The organism is Mesorhizobium mediterraneum (assembly GCF_002284565.1).
GTDB lineage: Bacteria > Pseudomonadota > Alphaproteobacteria > Rhizobiales > Rhizobiaceae > Mesorhizobium > Mesorhizobium mediterraneum.
Genome location: NZ_NPKI01000051.1, coordinates 165,290 through 180,212, shown reverse-complemented (window position 1 = coordinate 180,212; position 14,923 = coordinate 165,290). Strand labels below are relative to the sequence as shown.

Here is a 14,923-nt window from a genome sequence, read left to right as displayed (position 1 = left end):
GCGGCGGCGCCGAGATGACCGACAAGCCCTGCAAATTGGCCCAATTCCGTGTTTCTGGACAGGGTGCAACGCGGCGGCTAAAAGGCCATGTCCATTTGCCGTCGGCCGGGCCGACGGCTCTCTCTAAAAGTTAAAAGGCAGTATTATTCATGAGTGGCGTTAACGAGATCCGGTCGACATTCCTCGACTATTTCCGCAAGGAGGGTCACGAGGTCGTCGCGTCGAGCCCGCTGGTGCCGCGCAACGATCCGACGCTGATGTTCACCAATGCCGGCATGGTGCAGTTCAAGAACGTCTTCACAGGCCTGGAAAAGCGACCTTATTCGCGTGCCACGACGGCTCAGAAGAGTGTGCGCGCCGGCGGCAAGCACAATGACCTCGACAATGTCGGCTACACCGCCCGCCACCTGACCTTCTTCGAGATGCTCGGCAATTTCTCGTTCGGCGACTATTTCAAGGAACGCGCTATCGAGCTTGCCTGGAACCTGATCACCAAGGAGTTCGGGCTGAAGCAGGACAAGCTGCTGGTCACCGTCTATCACACCGATGACGAGGCCGCCGCCTTCTGGAAGAAGATCGCCGGCTTTTCCGACGATCGCATCATCCGCATTCCGACCTCGGACAATTTCTGGGCGATGGGCGACACCGGACCTTGTGGGCCGTGCTCGGAGATCTTCATCGACCGTGGCGAGCACATCTGGGGCGGGCCTCCCGGCAGCCCCGAGGAGGACGGCGACCGTTTTCTCGAATTCTGGAACCTGGTGTTCATGCAGTATGAACAGGTGACGAAGGACGAGCGCATCGACCTGCCGCGCCCGTCGATCGACACCGGCATGGGCCTGGAGCGCATGGCCTCCATTCTGCAAGGGGTGGAGAGCGTCTTCGAGACCGACCTGTTCCGTCACCTGGTCGACGCTGCGTCGTCCGCGCTCGGCCGCGGTCCGGATGCGGACACCGTCGGATCGTTCCGCGTCATCGCCGATCATTTGCGTTCGTCTTGCTTCCTGGTGGCCGACGGCGTGCTGCCGTCCAATGAAGGCCGCGGCTATGTGCTTCGTCGCATCATGCGCCGCGCCATGCGCCATGCACAGTTGCTCGGTGCCCGCGATCCGCTGATGTGGCGCCTGGTGCCGGCGCTGGTGCGCGAGATGGGCCAGGCCTACCCGGAACTGGTGCGCGGCGAACAGATGATCACCGAGACGCTGAAGCTTGAGGAAACGCGTTTCCGCAAGACGCTGGTGCGCGGCCTGGGCCTGCTTTCAGAGGCGACGGAAAGACTGGGCGCCGGCGACATGCTGGATGGCGAGACAGCCTTCAAGCTCTACGACACCTATGGCTTTCCGCTCGATCTGACGCAGGACGCGCTGCGTCAGCGCAACATCTCGGTCGATCTTGCCGGCTTCACCAATGCGATGGAGCAGCAGAAGGCCGAGGCGCGCAAGAGCTGGGCTGGCTCCGGCGAGGCCGCGACCGAAACGGTGTGGTTCCCGGTGCGCGAGAAGAACGGCGCCACCGAGTTCCTCGGTTACGAGACCGAGCAGGCGGAAGGCCTCATCCAGGCGCTGGTCAGGGACGGCAAGACCGTTGACAGCGCGGCCAAGGGCGACGCCGTTGCCGTGGTCGTCAACCAGACGCCGTTCTATGGCGAATCCGGCGGCCAGATGGGCGACACCGGCCTCATTTTAGGCGAAGGGTTCTCGATCGAGATCTCCGATACGCAGAAGAAGGCCGATGGGCTTTTCGTGCATCTCGGCAAGGTGATCAGCGGCACGGTCAACACGGGCGGAACCGTCGAGCTGAAGGTCGACCATGCGCGCCGCTCCAGGCTGCGCGCGAACCATTCCGCGACGCATCTGATCCATGAGGCGCTGCGCGAGGTGCTCGGCACTCATGTCGCGCAGAAGGGCTCGCTGGTTGCGCCCGAGCGTCTGCGCTTCGACATCTCGCACAACAAGCCGATTTCGCCGGACGAGCTCGAAGAGGTCGAGCGCATGGCCAACGAGATCGTCGTCCAGAACAGCCCGGTGTCGACGCGCCTTATGTCGGTCGACGACGCCATCGCCGAGGGCGCCATGGCGCTGTTCGGCGAGAAGTATGGCGACGAAGTGCGCGTCGTTTCGATGGGAACGGGCTTGCATGGCGCCAAGGCCAACCGGCCCTATTCGGTCGAGCTCTGCGGCGGCACGCATGTCAGGGCGACCGGCGATATCGGTCTGGTGCGCGTCGTGTCGGACAGCGCTGTCGCCGCCGGCGTGCGCCGTATCGAGGCGTTGACCGGAGAGGCGGCCAGAAAGCATCTCGACGAGCAGGACAAACGGCTGAAGGCGGTCGCTGCCACGCTGAAGATTTCGCCGGCCGACGTGCCCGCCCGCGTCGAGGCGCTGCTCGATGAGCGCAAGAAGCTCGAAAAGGAACTGACCGAGGCGCGCAAGAAGCTGGCGCTGGGCGACCGCTCGCCATCCGGTGTGCCTGCGGAAAACGAAACCATTGCCGGTATCGGTTTCCTTGGCAAGGCGGTGTCCGGCGTCTCGCCAAAAGATTTGAAGCCGTTGGCCGATGCCGGCAAGAAGTCGCTCGGCTCCGGCATCGTGGTCTTCGTTGGCGCCGGCGAGGACAACAAGGCGAGCGTCGTGGTCGGTGTCACCGACGATCTGACCGCTCGCTTCAGCGCCGTCGATCTGGTGCGCGTGGCATCCGCTGCCTTGGGCGGGCAGGGCGGCGGCGGTCGGCCTGACATGGCCCAGGCCGGCGGCCCGGATGCCTCGAAAGCCGAGGAAGCGATTGCTGCGGTGAAGGCGGCGCTGGAAGCTGCGTGAATCCTCCACCAGTCAGGCGAGGCCGAAGTGGCAGCGGGGATGATGTGGCAACGTTGACCATGTATCAAGTCGACGCCTTTGCCGAACGGGCTTTCCAGGGCAACCCTGCTGCCGTTCTCATTTTGGCGGACTGGCTATCGGACGATGTGATGCAGGCCATCGCAAACGAGAACAATCTTGCTGAAACCGCGTTTGCGCGGCCGAATGGCGAGAGTTGGGATTTGCGCTGGTTCACGCCGGTTCATGAAGTCGACTTCTGTGGCCATGCTACTCTTGCGACCGCCCATGTATTGGCCGCGGAACACAATGTGCCTGGCGACATGGCCTTTGCCACGCGGGTGGGTGAGTTACGAGTTTCCCAGCGGGAAGGTACCTACCAGCTCGATCTGCCGTGTTTTCCGCCGCAGCCGCTCGGAGGGAAGTTAACGCTGGCGCTGCAAGAGATATTTCCCCTGCGTCCGGTTGCGAGCTTCCGCAATTTCGAAAACCTGTTTGTCGAGCTTGCCGACGAGGCTTCCGTACGGTCATTCGTTCCCGATCTGCTGAGGATCGGAACCCTTCATCCTCTTGGCCTGGTCATTACGGCGCCTGGGCGAGCCCATGATTTCGTCTCGCGTTATTTCGTGCCTGGGGCGGGCATTCCCGAGGACCCGGTGACTGGCTCCACTCATGCGACACTGGTGCCTTACTGGTCTGAAAAACTCGGCAAGACGCATCTGTCGGCATTCCAATGCTCGCGGCGCGGCGGGCATTTGCTGTGCGACCTGGCTGGAGATCGCGTGCTGATCATAGGTCGTGCGAAGACTTTCATGAAGGCGGAAATCTATCTTCCCGAATGAGCAGCTGCCATTCGGAGACCGCTTCGCCTCACCCGGCCTTTTCAGTACGGGCAAAACTCGGGCGCTCGGCGATGCGAACCCACCAGGCCTGGACATCGGCAAACTCGGCGAGCAGGTTCCGCCCTTCGGCGACCCTGATGAAATAGCCGATGATCGGCGCCGCATGCAGGTCGGCCAGCGTCAGTTCGCTTCCCATCAGCCATGGTCCCGGGGCTTTCAGGGAGGAGAGCGCCTGCAAAGTCGTGCGGGCCTTTAAAAGCCCGTCGGCGATCAGGGCTTCGTCGGGTGTTGTCTTCTCCAGCCGCTCGACGGCGACATCCCAGACCATAGCCCGATAGGCATAGGCGTCGAGCATGCCGATGATCTGGTTCATGGTCGCCCGACTGCGCGCCTCTTGCGGTTGCAGCGCCGGCCCGTCGAACGCCTCGTCGACATATCTGGCAATTGCACTGGTCTCGTAGAGGCGAAACCCGTCATGCTCGAAGGCAGGGATGCGGCCAAACGGGTGATGGTCGAAATACCAGCCCGGAGTGCCGGTCGCCGCAAAAATGTCGACCGGCACAAGTTCGTAGTCGATGCCCTTTTCCTCGAGTGCGAGGCGGACGATGCGTACATAGACGCTGTAGTCCGCCCCGTAGAGGATCGGCTTGGTCATCGATCACCCTTCTTCCGCTCTCGGTTGCTTGCCCTAAGAAGAAGGCTCCTCTCGGAGCCTTCTATGTTGCCGGGTTTTGGCCGTCAGGCCATCGCCTTCTGCAGATTCTCGTCGATCTTGTCGAGGAAGCCGGTAGTCGAAAGCCATGGTTGGTCGGGGCCGATCAGCAGCGACAGGTCCTTGGTCATGAAGCCGGCCTCGACGGTCTGGATGCAGACCCTTTCGAGCGTCTCAGCAAAACGCTTCAGCTCGGCATTGTCGTCGAGCTTGGCGCGATGGGTGAGGCCGCGCGTCCAGGCGAAGATCGAGGCGATCGAATTGGTCGAGGTTTCCTCGCCCTTCTGGTGCTGGCGATAGTGGCGGGTGACGGTGCCGTGCGCGGCCTCCGCCTCCACCGTCTTGCCGTCCGGCGTCATCAGCACCGAGGTCATCAGGCCGAGCGACCCAAAACCTTGCGCCACCGTGTCCGACTGCACGTCGCCATCGTAGTTCTTGCAGGCCCAGACATAGCCGCCCGACCATTTCAGGCTGGAGGCGACCATGTCGTCGATCAGCCGGTGCTCGTACCAGATCTTTTTCGCCTTGAATTCGGCTTCGAACTCAGCCTCGTAGACTTCCTGGAAAATGTCCTTGAAGCGGCCGTCATAGGCCTTGAGGATGGTGTTCTTGGTCGAGAGATAGACCGGATAGTTGCGCAGCAGGCCGTAATTCAGCGAGGCGCGGGCAAATTCCCGGATCGACTCGTCGAGATTGTACATGGCCATGGCGACGCCGGCGGCCGGCGCATCGAACACCTCATGCTCGATCACCTTGCCGTCCTCGCCGACGAACTTGATCGTCAGCTTGCCCTTGCCGGGAAAGCGGAAGTCGGTGGCGCGGTACTGGTCGCCGAAAGCATGACGGCCGACGATGATCGGCTTGGTCCAGCCGGGTACCAGCCGCGGCACGTTCTTCATGATGATCGGCTCGCGAAAGATGGTGCCGCCGAGGATGTTGCGGATCGTGCCGTTCGGCGACTTCCACATCTTCTTCAGCTTGAATTCCTCGACGCGCTGCTCGTCGGGCGTGATCGTCGCGCATTTCACGCCAACGCCATGTTTCTTGATGGCATTGGCCGAATCGATGGTCACCTGGTCGTTGGTGGCGTCGCGGTGCTCTACGCTGAGGTCGTAATATTCAAGCTTGAGGTCGAGATAGGGGTGGATCAGCTTATCCTTGATGAACTGCCAGATGATGCGGGTCATCTCGTCGCCGTCGAGTTCGACGACCGGGTTCGCCACCTTGATCTTCGCCATGGAAAGAATGCCTCATTGTTGGGGATCGGAACGGCCTTGCCCGCATGGCTTTCGGCCGGGGATGCGGCCCGTATATCAAAGCATTTTTGGCCGCGCAAACGGCGATCCGCGCTGGCGGGCTCGACCGTGGCATTTGGGCGTTCTCCACGAAAGCTTCATTTTCGCGGCCGGATATGGCAGGGGACGCTGAAATGCCGCAAACAGCAGTTCATTGACATCATGCAAGCCAGCAACGACATCCCTCCTGCCGCAGGCCCGGCGATCATCCTCGTCGAGCCGCAGCTCGGCGAGAATATCGGCATGGTCGCGCGCGCCATGGCGAATTTTGGGCTTGCCGAACTGCGCCTCGTCAATCCGCGCGACGGCTGGCCAAGCGAGAAGGCGCGCGCCGCCGCGAGCCGCGCCGACCATGTCATCGATGCCGTCACGGTCTTTGACGATCTGGCCTCGGCGGTTGCCGACCTGAACTTCGTCTTCGCCACCACGGCGCGCGCGCGTGATAATTTCAAGCCGGTGCGCGGACCGGTCGAGGCGGGCAGGGCGCTGAGAGCGCGCCAGCAAGCCGGGCAGCGCACCGGCATCCTGTTCGGCCGCGAGCGGTTCGGGCTCTACAATGACGAGGTCGGCCTCGCCGACGAGATCGTCACCTTCCCGGTCGATCCCGCCTTCTCTTCGCTCAACATCGCCCAGGCGGCCCTGCTGATGTCCTATGAATGGATGAAGTCGGGTTTGGAAGATGAGACGAAAACCAATTTTTCCAGCCCTGACATGATGCCGGCGACCAAGGAGCAGTTGCACGGCCTGTTCGCGTATCTGGAAGGTGCGCTCGAAGCGCGCGGCTATTTCCGCCCGGCGCCGAAGAAGCCGAAGATGGTCGACAATCTGCGCGCGGTGCTGACGCGCGCCGGCTTCGCCGAGCCGGAGCTCAAGGTGCTGCGCGGCATAATATCATCGCTGGACAGGTTCTCGCCGGCCATGCCGCGCGGCGACGGATCGCCGGGTGATGATCCGAGACGGCTTCCGGCAGCCGCGGCACGCGCCGCCAAGGCGGAAGACAACGACTAGGAACAAATCGTTGGGCCTACCACTGGTAACCGAATGTTATTTGGTGGGGTCCATCATTTCAAAATGATGGACCCTCGGATGTGCGACCATCTTCCTGCCGTGGTCCCAGCCTTCCCTCTGAGTCCCAGTCTTTTCTCGTAATCCCAGTCCTTTCTCCTAATCAATGACAATGACAGATCCCTCAAGCGCCCGCCCGATCCTGATGTTCGATTCCGGCATCGGCGGCCTGACAGTGTTGCGCGAAGCGCGCGTGCTGATGCCCGATCGTCGCTTCGTCTATGTCGCCGACGATGCGGCTTTCCCTTATGGCGCTTGGGAGGAGCCGGCGCTGAGGGCACATGTTCTGGAGCTGTTCGGCAAGCTGCTCGACCGGTTTTCGCCGGCCATTTCGGTCATCGCCTGCAACACCGCCTCGACGCTGGTCATCGATGCGCTGCGCGAAAGATTTCCCGGCCATCCTTTCGTCGGCACGGTGCCGGCGATCAAGCCGGCGGCGGAACGCACGCGCTCCGGGCTGGTTTCGGTGCTGGCGACGCCCGGCACCGTCAAGCGCCAGTATACGCGCGACCTGATCAGCAAATGGGCTCAGAAATGCCACGTCCGCCTGGTTGGCAGCGACAATCTGGCGGGGCTGGCCGAGGTCTATATGCGTGAGGGCTTTGTCGATGAAGAGGCCGTGCGCACCGAAATCGCGCCGTGCTTCGTCGAGCATGACGCGCTGCGGACCGACATCGTCGTGCTTGCCTGCACTCACTATCCCTTTCTGGCCAACCGCATGCGCAAGACGGCACCTTGGCCGGTCGATTGGCTCGATCCCGCCGAGGCGATCGCGCGGCGGGCGCTCTCGCTGCTCGCGGAGACCGAGGTCAGGAATCGCGGCGAGGCGTTGCCAGAAGGCGCCGATCTTGCTGTCTTCACCTCAAAGCGGGTTGATTTTCCGACTCGCCGCCTGATGCAGGGGTTTGGGCTGGCGATTTCCTGATGTTTAGGAACATCATCCCGACCGACACGTTTCCTTCCTATTGCAACAGGAGAAACGATCATGCCAGCCACATCAAAGGCCCAGCAGAAAGCCGCCGGCGCGGCATTGTCCGCCAAGCGTGGCGAGACCAAGAAGAGCGAGCTCAAAGGCCCTTCGAAGGGCATGTACAAATCCATGAGCGAAAAACAGCTCGAGGAATTCGCCGAGACCAAGCGTAAGGGCCTGCCGGAGAAGAAAGCGAAGCACTAGCCGCTCGTCCGCACCAGGCAGGGAGGTCGGTTCCGGTTCCATGGTTTGACAGCCGCGGCCGAGCCGCGGCCCTTGGGTCGTATCCACTCGCCATCACCGACGCCAGCCGCAAGCTTGACACCGGTTAAATCTCCGTTTAATCAGCCCACCAACACCGGGCCGCAACGCCCGGTGGTTTCTTTATGTGCGCAAGACGTTTGGGAAGCGCTCTATTTCCTGAGTCTTGTGTAAAATGACGTGTCCCGTGGGTTTTCCGCCGCGTTGCGTGGGAAAACCCTGTCAGGTCTCGAAAACGGGGGCCAGAGGAGGGCGCGTTTCCTTCAGCCGGACCATGAGGTTCCGGGTGTACTGTTTTGAAAGGGAATGCGATGAGCAAGCGCGAATCCGCGAAATACAAGATCGACCGCCGTCTCGGCGAAAACATCTGGGGCCGCCCGAAATCCCCGGTCAACAAGCGTGAATACGGTCCCGGCCAGCACGGCCAGCGCCGCAAGGGCAAGCTTTCCGATTTCGGCCTGCAACTGCGTGCCAAGCAGAAGCTGAAGGGTCACTACGGCGACGTTTCGGAAAAGCAGTTCCGGAAGGTCTATGAAGAGGCGGACCGCCGCAAGGGCGACACCTCGGAGAACCTGATCGGCCTGCTCGAATCGCGTCTCGACGCGGTCGTCTACCGTTCCAAGTTCGTGCCGACCATTTTTGCCGCTCGCCAGTTCGTCAATCACGGCCACATCAATGTCAACGGCAAGCGTGTCAACATCGGCTCGTACCGCTGCAAGCCGGGCGACGTCATTGAAGTGCGCGAAAAGTCGAAGCAGCTGGTGATCGTCCTGGAATCGGTAGGCCTGGCCGAGCGCGACGTGCCTGACTACATCGAGGTCGATCATAACAAGATGACCGCGACCTTCGGGCGCATCCCCGGCCTGTCGGATGTTCCCTTCGCCGTGCAGATGGAACCGAACCTGGTCGTCGAATTCTATTCGCGCTGATCGATTTCTTCATCTGCAACAGCATCGAAGGCCGCCCCTCGAGGCGGCCTTTTCTTTTGGGCATCCGAAAATCGATTTCGATTTTCGGGCCGATGCGCTAATCCGGGCAGCAACGAGGATTTTGAGGCCGACGCGCCATGAACATGCTGCCTGATGCCAAGACACTCGAACCGATCGCCGATGCTGCAGGCGGCTTTCATCCGCTGTTTGCCGATGTGCCGTCCTCCGTCGAGTTCAACAAGCTGCGCAAACGGCTGCTGCGTCTCGCCCGTCAGGCGATCGACGATTTTTCGATGGTGAGGCCAGGCGATCGCTGGCTGGTTGCCTTGTCGGGCGGCAAGGATTCCTACGGCCTGCTTGCCTCGCTGCTCGACCTCAAATGGCGCGGGCTGCTGCCGGTCGAGCTGTTGGCCTGCAATCTCGACCAGGGCCAGCCGAATTTTCCGAAACACATCCTGCCCGACTATCTCGATAAATATGCCATTCCGCACCGCATCGAATATCGGGACACCTATTCGGTGGTGACCGACAAGATCGCCGAGGGCAATACCTATTGCTCGCTGTGCTCGCGGCTCAGGCGCGGCCATCTCTACCGCATCGCGCGGGAGGAGGGTTGCTCGGCGCTGGTGCTCGGGCATCACCGCGAGGACATACTTGAAACCTTTTTCATGAACCTATTCCATGGTGGGCGCCTCGCCGCCATGCCGCCAAAACTGCTCAACGACGACGGCGACGTCATGGTGCTGCGGCCGCTCGCCTATTGCGCCGAGGCCGATCTCGAAAAATTCGCCGGCGCCATGAAGTTCCCGATCATCCCGTGCGATCTATGCGGGAGCCAGGATGGCTTGCAGCGCAATGCGATGAAGGCGATGCTCGACGGCCTGGAAAAGCGCATGCCCGGCCGCAAGGACACGATGATCCACGCCATGACCAATGTGCGGCCCTCGCATCTGCTCGACAGAAAGCTGTTCGATTTCGCCGCCCTCAACGAGACCCTCACCACAAGGCAAGACATTCCCGATGACATTTGACGATACCGCGATCGACTGGCTTGCCACCCTTCTGTCCGACGCCGCCATTGCCGAGATCATGCCGCGTTTTCGTCGGTTGGATGAGGGCGACGTCCGCCAAAAAACCTCGGCAGCCGACCTGGTGACGGAGGCCGACGTGAATGCCGAGCGGCTCATCACCGTCAGGCTGCGTGAGCGTTACCCCCAGGCGATGATCGTCGGCGAAGAGGCATGCTCCGACGATCCGGCGCTGCTCCAGGGTCTCGGCGACGCCGATCTCGCCTTCGTCATCGATCCGGTCGACGGCACCTTCAACTTCGCCTCCGGCGTGCCGCTGTTCGGCGTCATGCTCGGCGTCGTGGTGAAGGGCGAGACCGTCGCCGGCATCATTCACGATCCCGTCGGCAAGGACTGGCTGATCGGCGCCAAGGGTGCCGGCAGCCACATACGGCATGCGCATGGCACTCTGGAGAAGGTGCATGTCGCCGAGCCTGCACCGATCTCGCAAATGACCGGTGCGGTTTCCTGGCAATACATGCCCGAGCCGGAACGGTCACGGCTGGCGCGCAACCAGACGAAATCCCTGTCGCAGTTCGGCTATCGCTGCGCGGCGCACGAATACCGCCTGCTGGCGAGCGGCCACGCCCACTTCGTCGTCTACAACAAGCTGATGCCGTGGGATCATCTGGCCGGTGTGCTGATTCATGCCGAGGCAGGTGGTTACGCGGCGCGTTTCGACGGCAGCGCCTATCTGCCTTCGCATGTCGGAGGCGGCCTTCTTGTCGCGCCGGACAAGGAAAGCTGGCACGAACTGCGCCGCGAGCTCTGGGCGGAATAGGCCGTCCGGCATCGATCCGGTTCAGGCCACGCCCGGCCGATCTCGATTAGCCCGCATTGCGCTCGATATGATTCCGACTTTTCGGGTCACGCGCTAGCCGAGGCTGTCGCCCAGGTTTCCGCGATTGCGACGACGGCGGCGTTGATCGGCCCGCTCGGGATCGTCGGCATCACTGACGCGTCGACGATGAAGACATTGTCGAAGCCGTTCAGCCGCAAATCCGGGTCGACGACTGCGTCGGCATCCCCGCCCATCCTGCACGTGCCGGCAGGATGATGATGTGTGGAGGCAGCGCTCGCGACGAAAGCGTCAAGGTCGGCGTCCGACCGCACCGCTGATCCCGGCAGGACTTCCACGTCGCGCCATTCGTCGAGCGCTGGATGATGACCAATCGTGCGCGCCGTCTTCAGCGCCGTCCTGAAAACCGCCCGGTCGTGTTCGGTTTCGAGATAATGCGGGTCGATGATGGGTGCATCGGCCCGGCCCGGCCCGCTCGGTGCGATGCGCCCACGGCTGGTCGGATGGGTGACGCCGCATAGGATCGTGAAAGCCGAGCCATAGGGCGGGGCACTCAGGCCGTCTGCGGCTGATGGGGCAACGACGCAGGCTAGCACAATATCGGGGCTTCCCGTCGAACGGGTAATGTCGCTGCCGTGCAGGTACATCAGCGATTCCGAGTGCTGCAGGCGCGACGGCGGCAGCGGTTTTTTGGTGCTGTAGACATTTCCAAGGACCAGCAGATGGTCCTGCAAATTGCGGCCGACATCGCTTCGGTCGGCGAGGCAGCGTATCCCCGCTTGCTTCAGCGTGTCCGCATCGCCGATGCCCGATCGCATGAGGATGAGCGGTGAGGACACCGCACCGGCGCAAAGAACGATCCTGTCGGCGGAGACCGTCGTGGTCTCTCCGTCACGCACGACAGCCACACCCGTGGCCCGCTGGCCCTCCAGCAGGAGGTGCTCGACCTCGTGGGCGGTGAGCAAGGCAAGGTTCGGTCGTGCCCTGACCTCCGGCGGCAGATAGGCATCGGCGACGCTCAGGCGCCGGCCGGCGCGGATGTTCAGCGAATTGGGGCTGGTGCCGGCCAGTTCGCCGCTGTTGTGATCGGTCAGGGCGGAGATTCCCATGGCCCGTCCGGCGGCCATATAGGCGCGGACGACGGGGCTGACCTCTGCATCCGGCAAATAGACATCCAGCGGTCCGCTGCGGCCGCGCGACGGCGCATCGAAGGCGGTGAAAGCTTCACTGCGGACAAAGCCCGGCAACAAGCCCGAAAAGGACCAGCGCTCGCCGCCGGCAGCCGCCCAGGGTTCGAAATCATCGGGATGACCACGCACATAGGCCATGGCATGCAGGCAGCTCGAACCGCCGACGATCTTTCCGCGTGGCCATTCGTGCACGCGGTTTGCGGTAAAGGGTTGCGGCACTGTCCGATAGGCCCAGTCGTAAGCGCGGCCTTGCAGCATCGTCCATTTCAGCGGGTCGGCGATATCGGGATCGGACGGCATCACCCCGGCCTCGATCAGGCCGACCTGGCATGATCGGTCCTCGCTCAGCCGGCTGGCCACCACCGAGCCGGCCGATCCCGCGCCGACGACCAGCACGTCGAAATGACGTTTCACTTTTGAAGTCCCCGCGCAGGCTGTCTGGCTAATAGGAAAACACGCTTATGCGGCAAAGGCGCCGGCATTCGATCGTTCGGTGATCTGTCTTTGCACGGACAGCAAATGCGCGCGCATCGCCGCCTCGGCCGCTTCCGGGTCGCGTTTCGAGATCGCTTCGGCAATCAGACGATGTTCGCCGTCGCGCTCGGCGATCCGCTTGGGGCAGGTGGGTGCCGCGGTGCGTGCGATCTTCACCCGCGCATCGACCCCGACCTGGCGCAGCATCTTGTAGAATTCAGTGGCAAGATGGTTGCGAGCGGCTGCAACGATGGCGAGATGAAACGCGAAATCGACTGCGCCCGACGAGGCATTCTCCGGCGTGGTTGCCGCATCGATGATCCGGGCCGTCTCGAATGACGAAGCGCGCAGCGATGCCAGCCGGGCGAGGCCCGGCTCCATCAGCAGGCGCAATTCCAAAACCTCGATTGGATTGGTTACCCTGACAAGCTCCTCGCCATATCGGGGCAGGGCGGTTGGCGCACGCCGGGCGCGCGCCGGTTTCAAATCGCCTGATTGACGCAGCAATTCGAGCGCCTTGCGAAGCTGGTGACGCTTCACATTCAGATGTTCGGCAAGGTCACGCTCGGAAGGCAACTTGCCGCCACCCTGTTGCAACCGGCGGACCGCTGCAATGATGTCGTCGAGATCCGATGATACGATCTGCGGCTCGAATGCGTTCAAAACCAAATCTCCTGTCTGATCGGCAGCCGCCGACTCAACGTCCTGACATCATCTTGTGACGCGGAATCGATGAACACGGCACTCAACCAACTCAACCAATCTACATCTGCGCCCAGTGGTTGACAACACCAGTTGCGCGATGGTTGAGTGCCGCAGTTGTTTCTTTGACGGCTCACATCTCGGTGGGGCCGTCCTTCTCCCGAGGACCGTGCATGCCGTTTGGGGAAACATTTGACTATGTCATTGTCGGAGCCGGGTCGGCCGGCTGCGTGCTTGCAAACCGCTTGAGCGAAGATCCGGATGTTTCCGTGCTGCTCTTGGAAGCCGGGGACTGGGATCGCGATCCGATGATCCATATCCCGCTTGGCTGGGGCAAGATTCTGACCGAGCGCCGTCACGACTGGATGTATTTCTGCGAGCCCGAGGCCAATGTCGGCGGACGCAAGGTCGAATGCGCCCGCGGCAAGGTCATCGGCGGCTCCTCCTCCACCAATGCCATGGCCTATGTGCGCGGCAATCGTGGCGACTATGATCGCTGGGCGGCCAGCGGCCTCACCGATTGGTCGTTCGACAAGGTGCTGCCCTATTTCAAGAAGCAGGAGCGCTGGGAAAAGGGCGAGAGCGACTATCGCGGTGGCAGCGGACCGCTGAATACCCAGTTCTGCCGCTACAAGGACGAGCTGATAGATGCCTTCGCCACAGCCAGCCGGGATGCGGGATATCCTCAGACCGACGACTATAATGGCGCCGTGCAGGAGGGTTTTGGCCGACTGCAGATGACGATCGCAAACGGTCGCCGCTGTTCGACCGCGTCGGCCTATCTGCGTCCCGCCATGCGCCGCAGCAATCTCAAGGTGCTGACCGGCGCGATGGCGACGAGGATCCTGCTGAAGGATGGGCGCGCGACCGGCATCGCCTACGCCAGAGGCGGTGCTACCCATCAGGTTTTGGCGCGGCGTGAGGTTCTGCTTGCCGGCGGCGTCATCAATACGCCTCAGCTGCTGATGCTGTCGGGGATTGGCGATAGTGGCGAGCTCGCCGCGCATGGTATCGAGACGAAAGTCGACCGTCCGCAGGTCGGCAAGAACCTGCAGGACCACGTTTCGGTCATCTTGATGTATCGGCGCAAGCAGCCGGGACCATTCCTCAAAATGATGCGAGCCGATCGTATCGGGCTGGATTTCGTCAAGACCTATCTCACCGGCAAGGGCTTTTCTGGCGATGTGCCAGGCGGGGTCGTGGCGTTCCTGAAAAGCGATGCAAGCCGGCCGTTGCCAGACGTGCAGTTGCTTTTCACGGCTGCACCGCTTGCCGCATGGCCCTACATGGCACCATTCAAGGCGCCCTTCGCCGATGGTTTTGCGACGCGCATCGTCGCCGTCCAGCCGGAGAGCAGGGGGAGCGTGAAGCTGGCGTCGAGCGACCCGTTGGCCGCGCCGCTGATCCACCAGAATTTCCTGTCCTCACCGCGTGACTGGCAGTCGCTCCGCGCCGGCTTCCGCGTGGCGCGCAACCTCGCTGCGCAACCGTCGATGACGCCGTTTATCGCCTCGGAATTCTTTCCGGGGCCGCAATGCCAGAGCGACGACGAGATCGACGAGCATATTCGCAAGACCTCGATCACCGTGCACCATCCCGGCGGCACCTGTCGCATGGGTGTCGACGCCGGGTCGGTGGTCGATCCCGAACTGCGGGTGCGCGGCGTTGCCGGTCTTCGCGCAGTGGATGCTTCCGTGATGCCGGACCTCATCTGCGGGAACATCAATGCGGCGGTCATCATGATCGCCGAAAAGGCCTCGGACCTGATCCGCAGCCGTGCTGAACAAGCCATGGCGGCCTGATG

13 protein-coding genes are annotated in these 14,923 nt (G+C 62.4%); 9 read left to right on the top strand and 4 right to left on the bottom strand.

Annotated elements, in window-relative coordinates:
• The first annotated feature begins 149 nt into the window (after positions 1-149).
• Together alaS and CIT25_RS34930 are read left to right on the top strand one after the other, a co-directional pair.
• Positions 150-2,816, top strand: a complete 2,667-nt coding sequence (gene alaS / locus CIT25_RS34935; protein ID WP_095489597.1) for an alanine--tRNA ligase — start codon at positions 150-152, stop codon at positions 2,814-2,816.
• A gap of 59 nt (positions 2,817-2,875) precedes the next feature.
• Positions 2,876-3,655: a PhzF family phenazine biosynthesis protein gene (locus CIT25_RS34930; protein ID WP_095489596.1), complete on the top strand. Its 780-nt coding sequence runs from the start codon at positions 2,876-2,878 to the stop codon at positions 3,653-3,655.
• Positions 3,656-3,683: 28 nt separating this feature from the next.
• Here CIT25_RS34930 and CIT25_RS34925 read toward each other — a convergent pair whose 3' ends face one another.
• Both CIT25_RS34925 and CIT25_RS34920 read right to left on the bottom strand, forming a co-directional pair.
• Positions 3,684-4,310, bottom strand: coding sequence for a glutathione S-transferase family protein (locus CIT25_RS34925; protein ID WP_095489595.1), 627 nt, complete (start codon positions 4,308-4,310; stop codon positions 3,684-3,686).
• Between the two features lie 83 nt (positions 4,311-4,393).
• A complete protein-coding gene (locus tag CIT25_RS34920) occupies positions 4,394-5,605 on the bottom strand; it encodes an NADP-dependent isocitrate dehydrogenase (RefSeq protein ID WP_095489594.1) in 1,212 nt (403 codons plus the stop codon).
• Positions 5,606-5,824: 219 nt separating this feature from the next.
• Here CIT25_RS34920 and CIT25_RS34915 point away from each other — a divergent pair, with 219 nt between their 5' ends.
• The 6 genes from CIT25_RS34915 to CIT25_RS34890 all read left to right on the top strand — a co-directional run bounded on the left by CIT25_RS34915 (position 5,825) and on the right by CIT25_RS34890 (position 10,735).
• Entirely contained in the window at positions 5,825-6,670 is an 846-nt protein-coding gene (locus CIT25_RS34915; protein WP_095489689.1) for an RNA methyltransferase, read from the top strand.
• A 169-nt stretch (positions 6,671-6,839) separates the two neighbouring features.
• On the top strand, positions 6,840-7,652 hold the full coding sequence (murI, locus tag CIT25_RS34910) for a glutamate racemase (RefSeq protein WP_095489593.1): 813 nt from the start codon (positions 6,840-6,842) through the stop codon (positions 7,650-7,652).
• A 60-nt stretch (positions 7,653-7,712) separates the two neighbouring features.
• Positions 7,713-7,901 (top strand): DUF3008 family protein, encoded by a 189-nt coding sequence (locus CIT25_RS34905; RefSeq protein ID WP_095489592.1) that lies wholly within the window; start codon positions 7,713-7,715, stop codon positions 7,899-7,901.
• Between the two features lie 368 nt (positions 7,902-8,269).
• Positions 8,270-8,887: a 30S ribosomal protein S4 gene (gene rpsD, locus CIT25_RS34900; protein ID WP_095489591.1), complete on the top strand. Its 618-nt coding sequence runs from the start codon at positions 8,270-8,272 to the stop codon at positions 8,885-8,887.
• 137 nt (positions 8,888-9,024) lie between these two features.
• Complete coding sequence (ttcA, locus tag CIT25_RS34895) at positions 9,025-9,918, top strand: tRNA 2-thiocytidine(32) synthetase TtcA (protein WP_095489590.1); 894 nt, start codon at positions 9,025-9,027, stop codon at positions 9,916-9,918.
• Positions 9,908-10,735: an inositol monophosphatase family protein gene (locus CIT25_RS34890; protein WP_095489589.1), complete on the top strand. Its 828-nt coding sequence runs from the start codon at positions 9,908-9,910 to the stop codon at positions 10,733-10,735. The genes ttcA and CIT25_RS34890 overlap by 11 nt, the downstream gene beginning before the upstream one ends.
• 86 nt (positions 10,736-10,821) lie before the next feature.
• Here CIT25_RS34890 and CIT25_RS34885 read toward each other — a convergent pair whose 3' ends face one another.
• Positions 10,822-12,357 carry a GMC family oxidoreductase gene (locus CIT25_RS34885; RefSeq protein WP_167391129.1) on the bottom strand — a complete coding sequence of 512 codons (1,536 nt, stop codon included), beginning with the start codon at positions 12,355-12,357 and terminating at the stop codon, positions 10,822-10,824.
• A gap of 45 nt (positions 12,358-12,402) precedes the next feature.
• A complete protein-coding gene (locus CIT25_RS34880) occupies positions 12,403-13,080 on the bottom strand; it encodes a FadR/GntR family transcriptional regulator (protein ID WP_095489588.1) in 678 nt (225 codons plus the stop codon).
• Between the two features lie 212 nt (positions 13,081-13,292).
• Here CIT25_RS34880 and CIT25_RS34875 point away from each other — a divergent pair, with 212 nt between their 5' ends.
• Positions 13,293-14,921 (top strand): GMC family oxidoreductase, encoded by a 1,629-nt coding sequence (locus tag CIT25_RS34875; RefSeq protein WP_095489587.1) that lies wholly within the window; start codon positions 13,293-13,295, stop codon positions 14,919-14,921.
• The last annotated feature ends 2 nt before the right edge of the window (positions 14,922-14,923 follow it).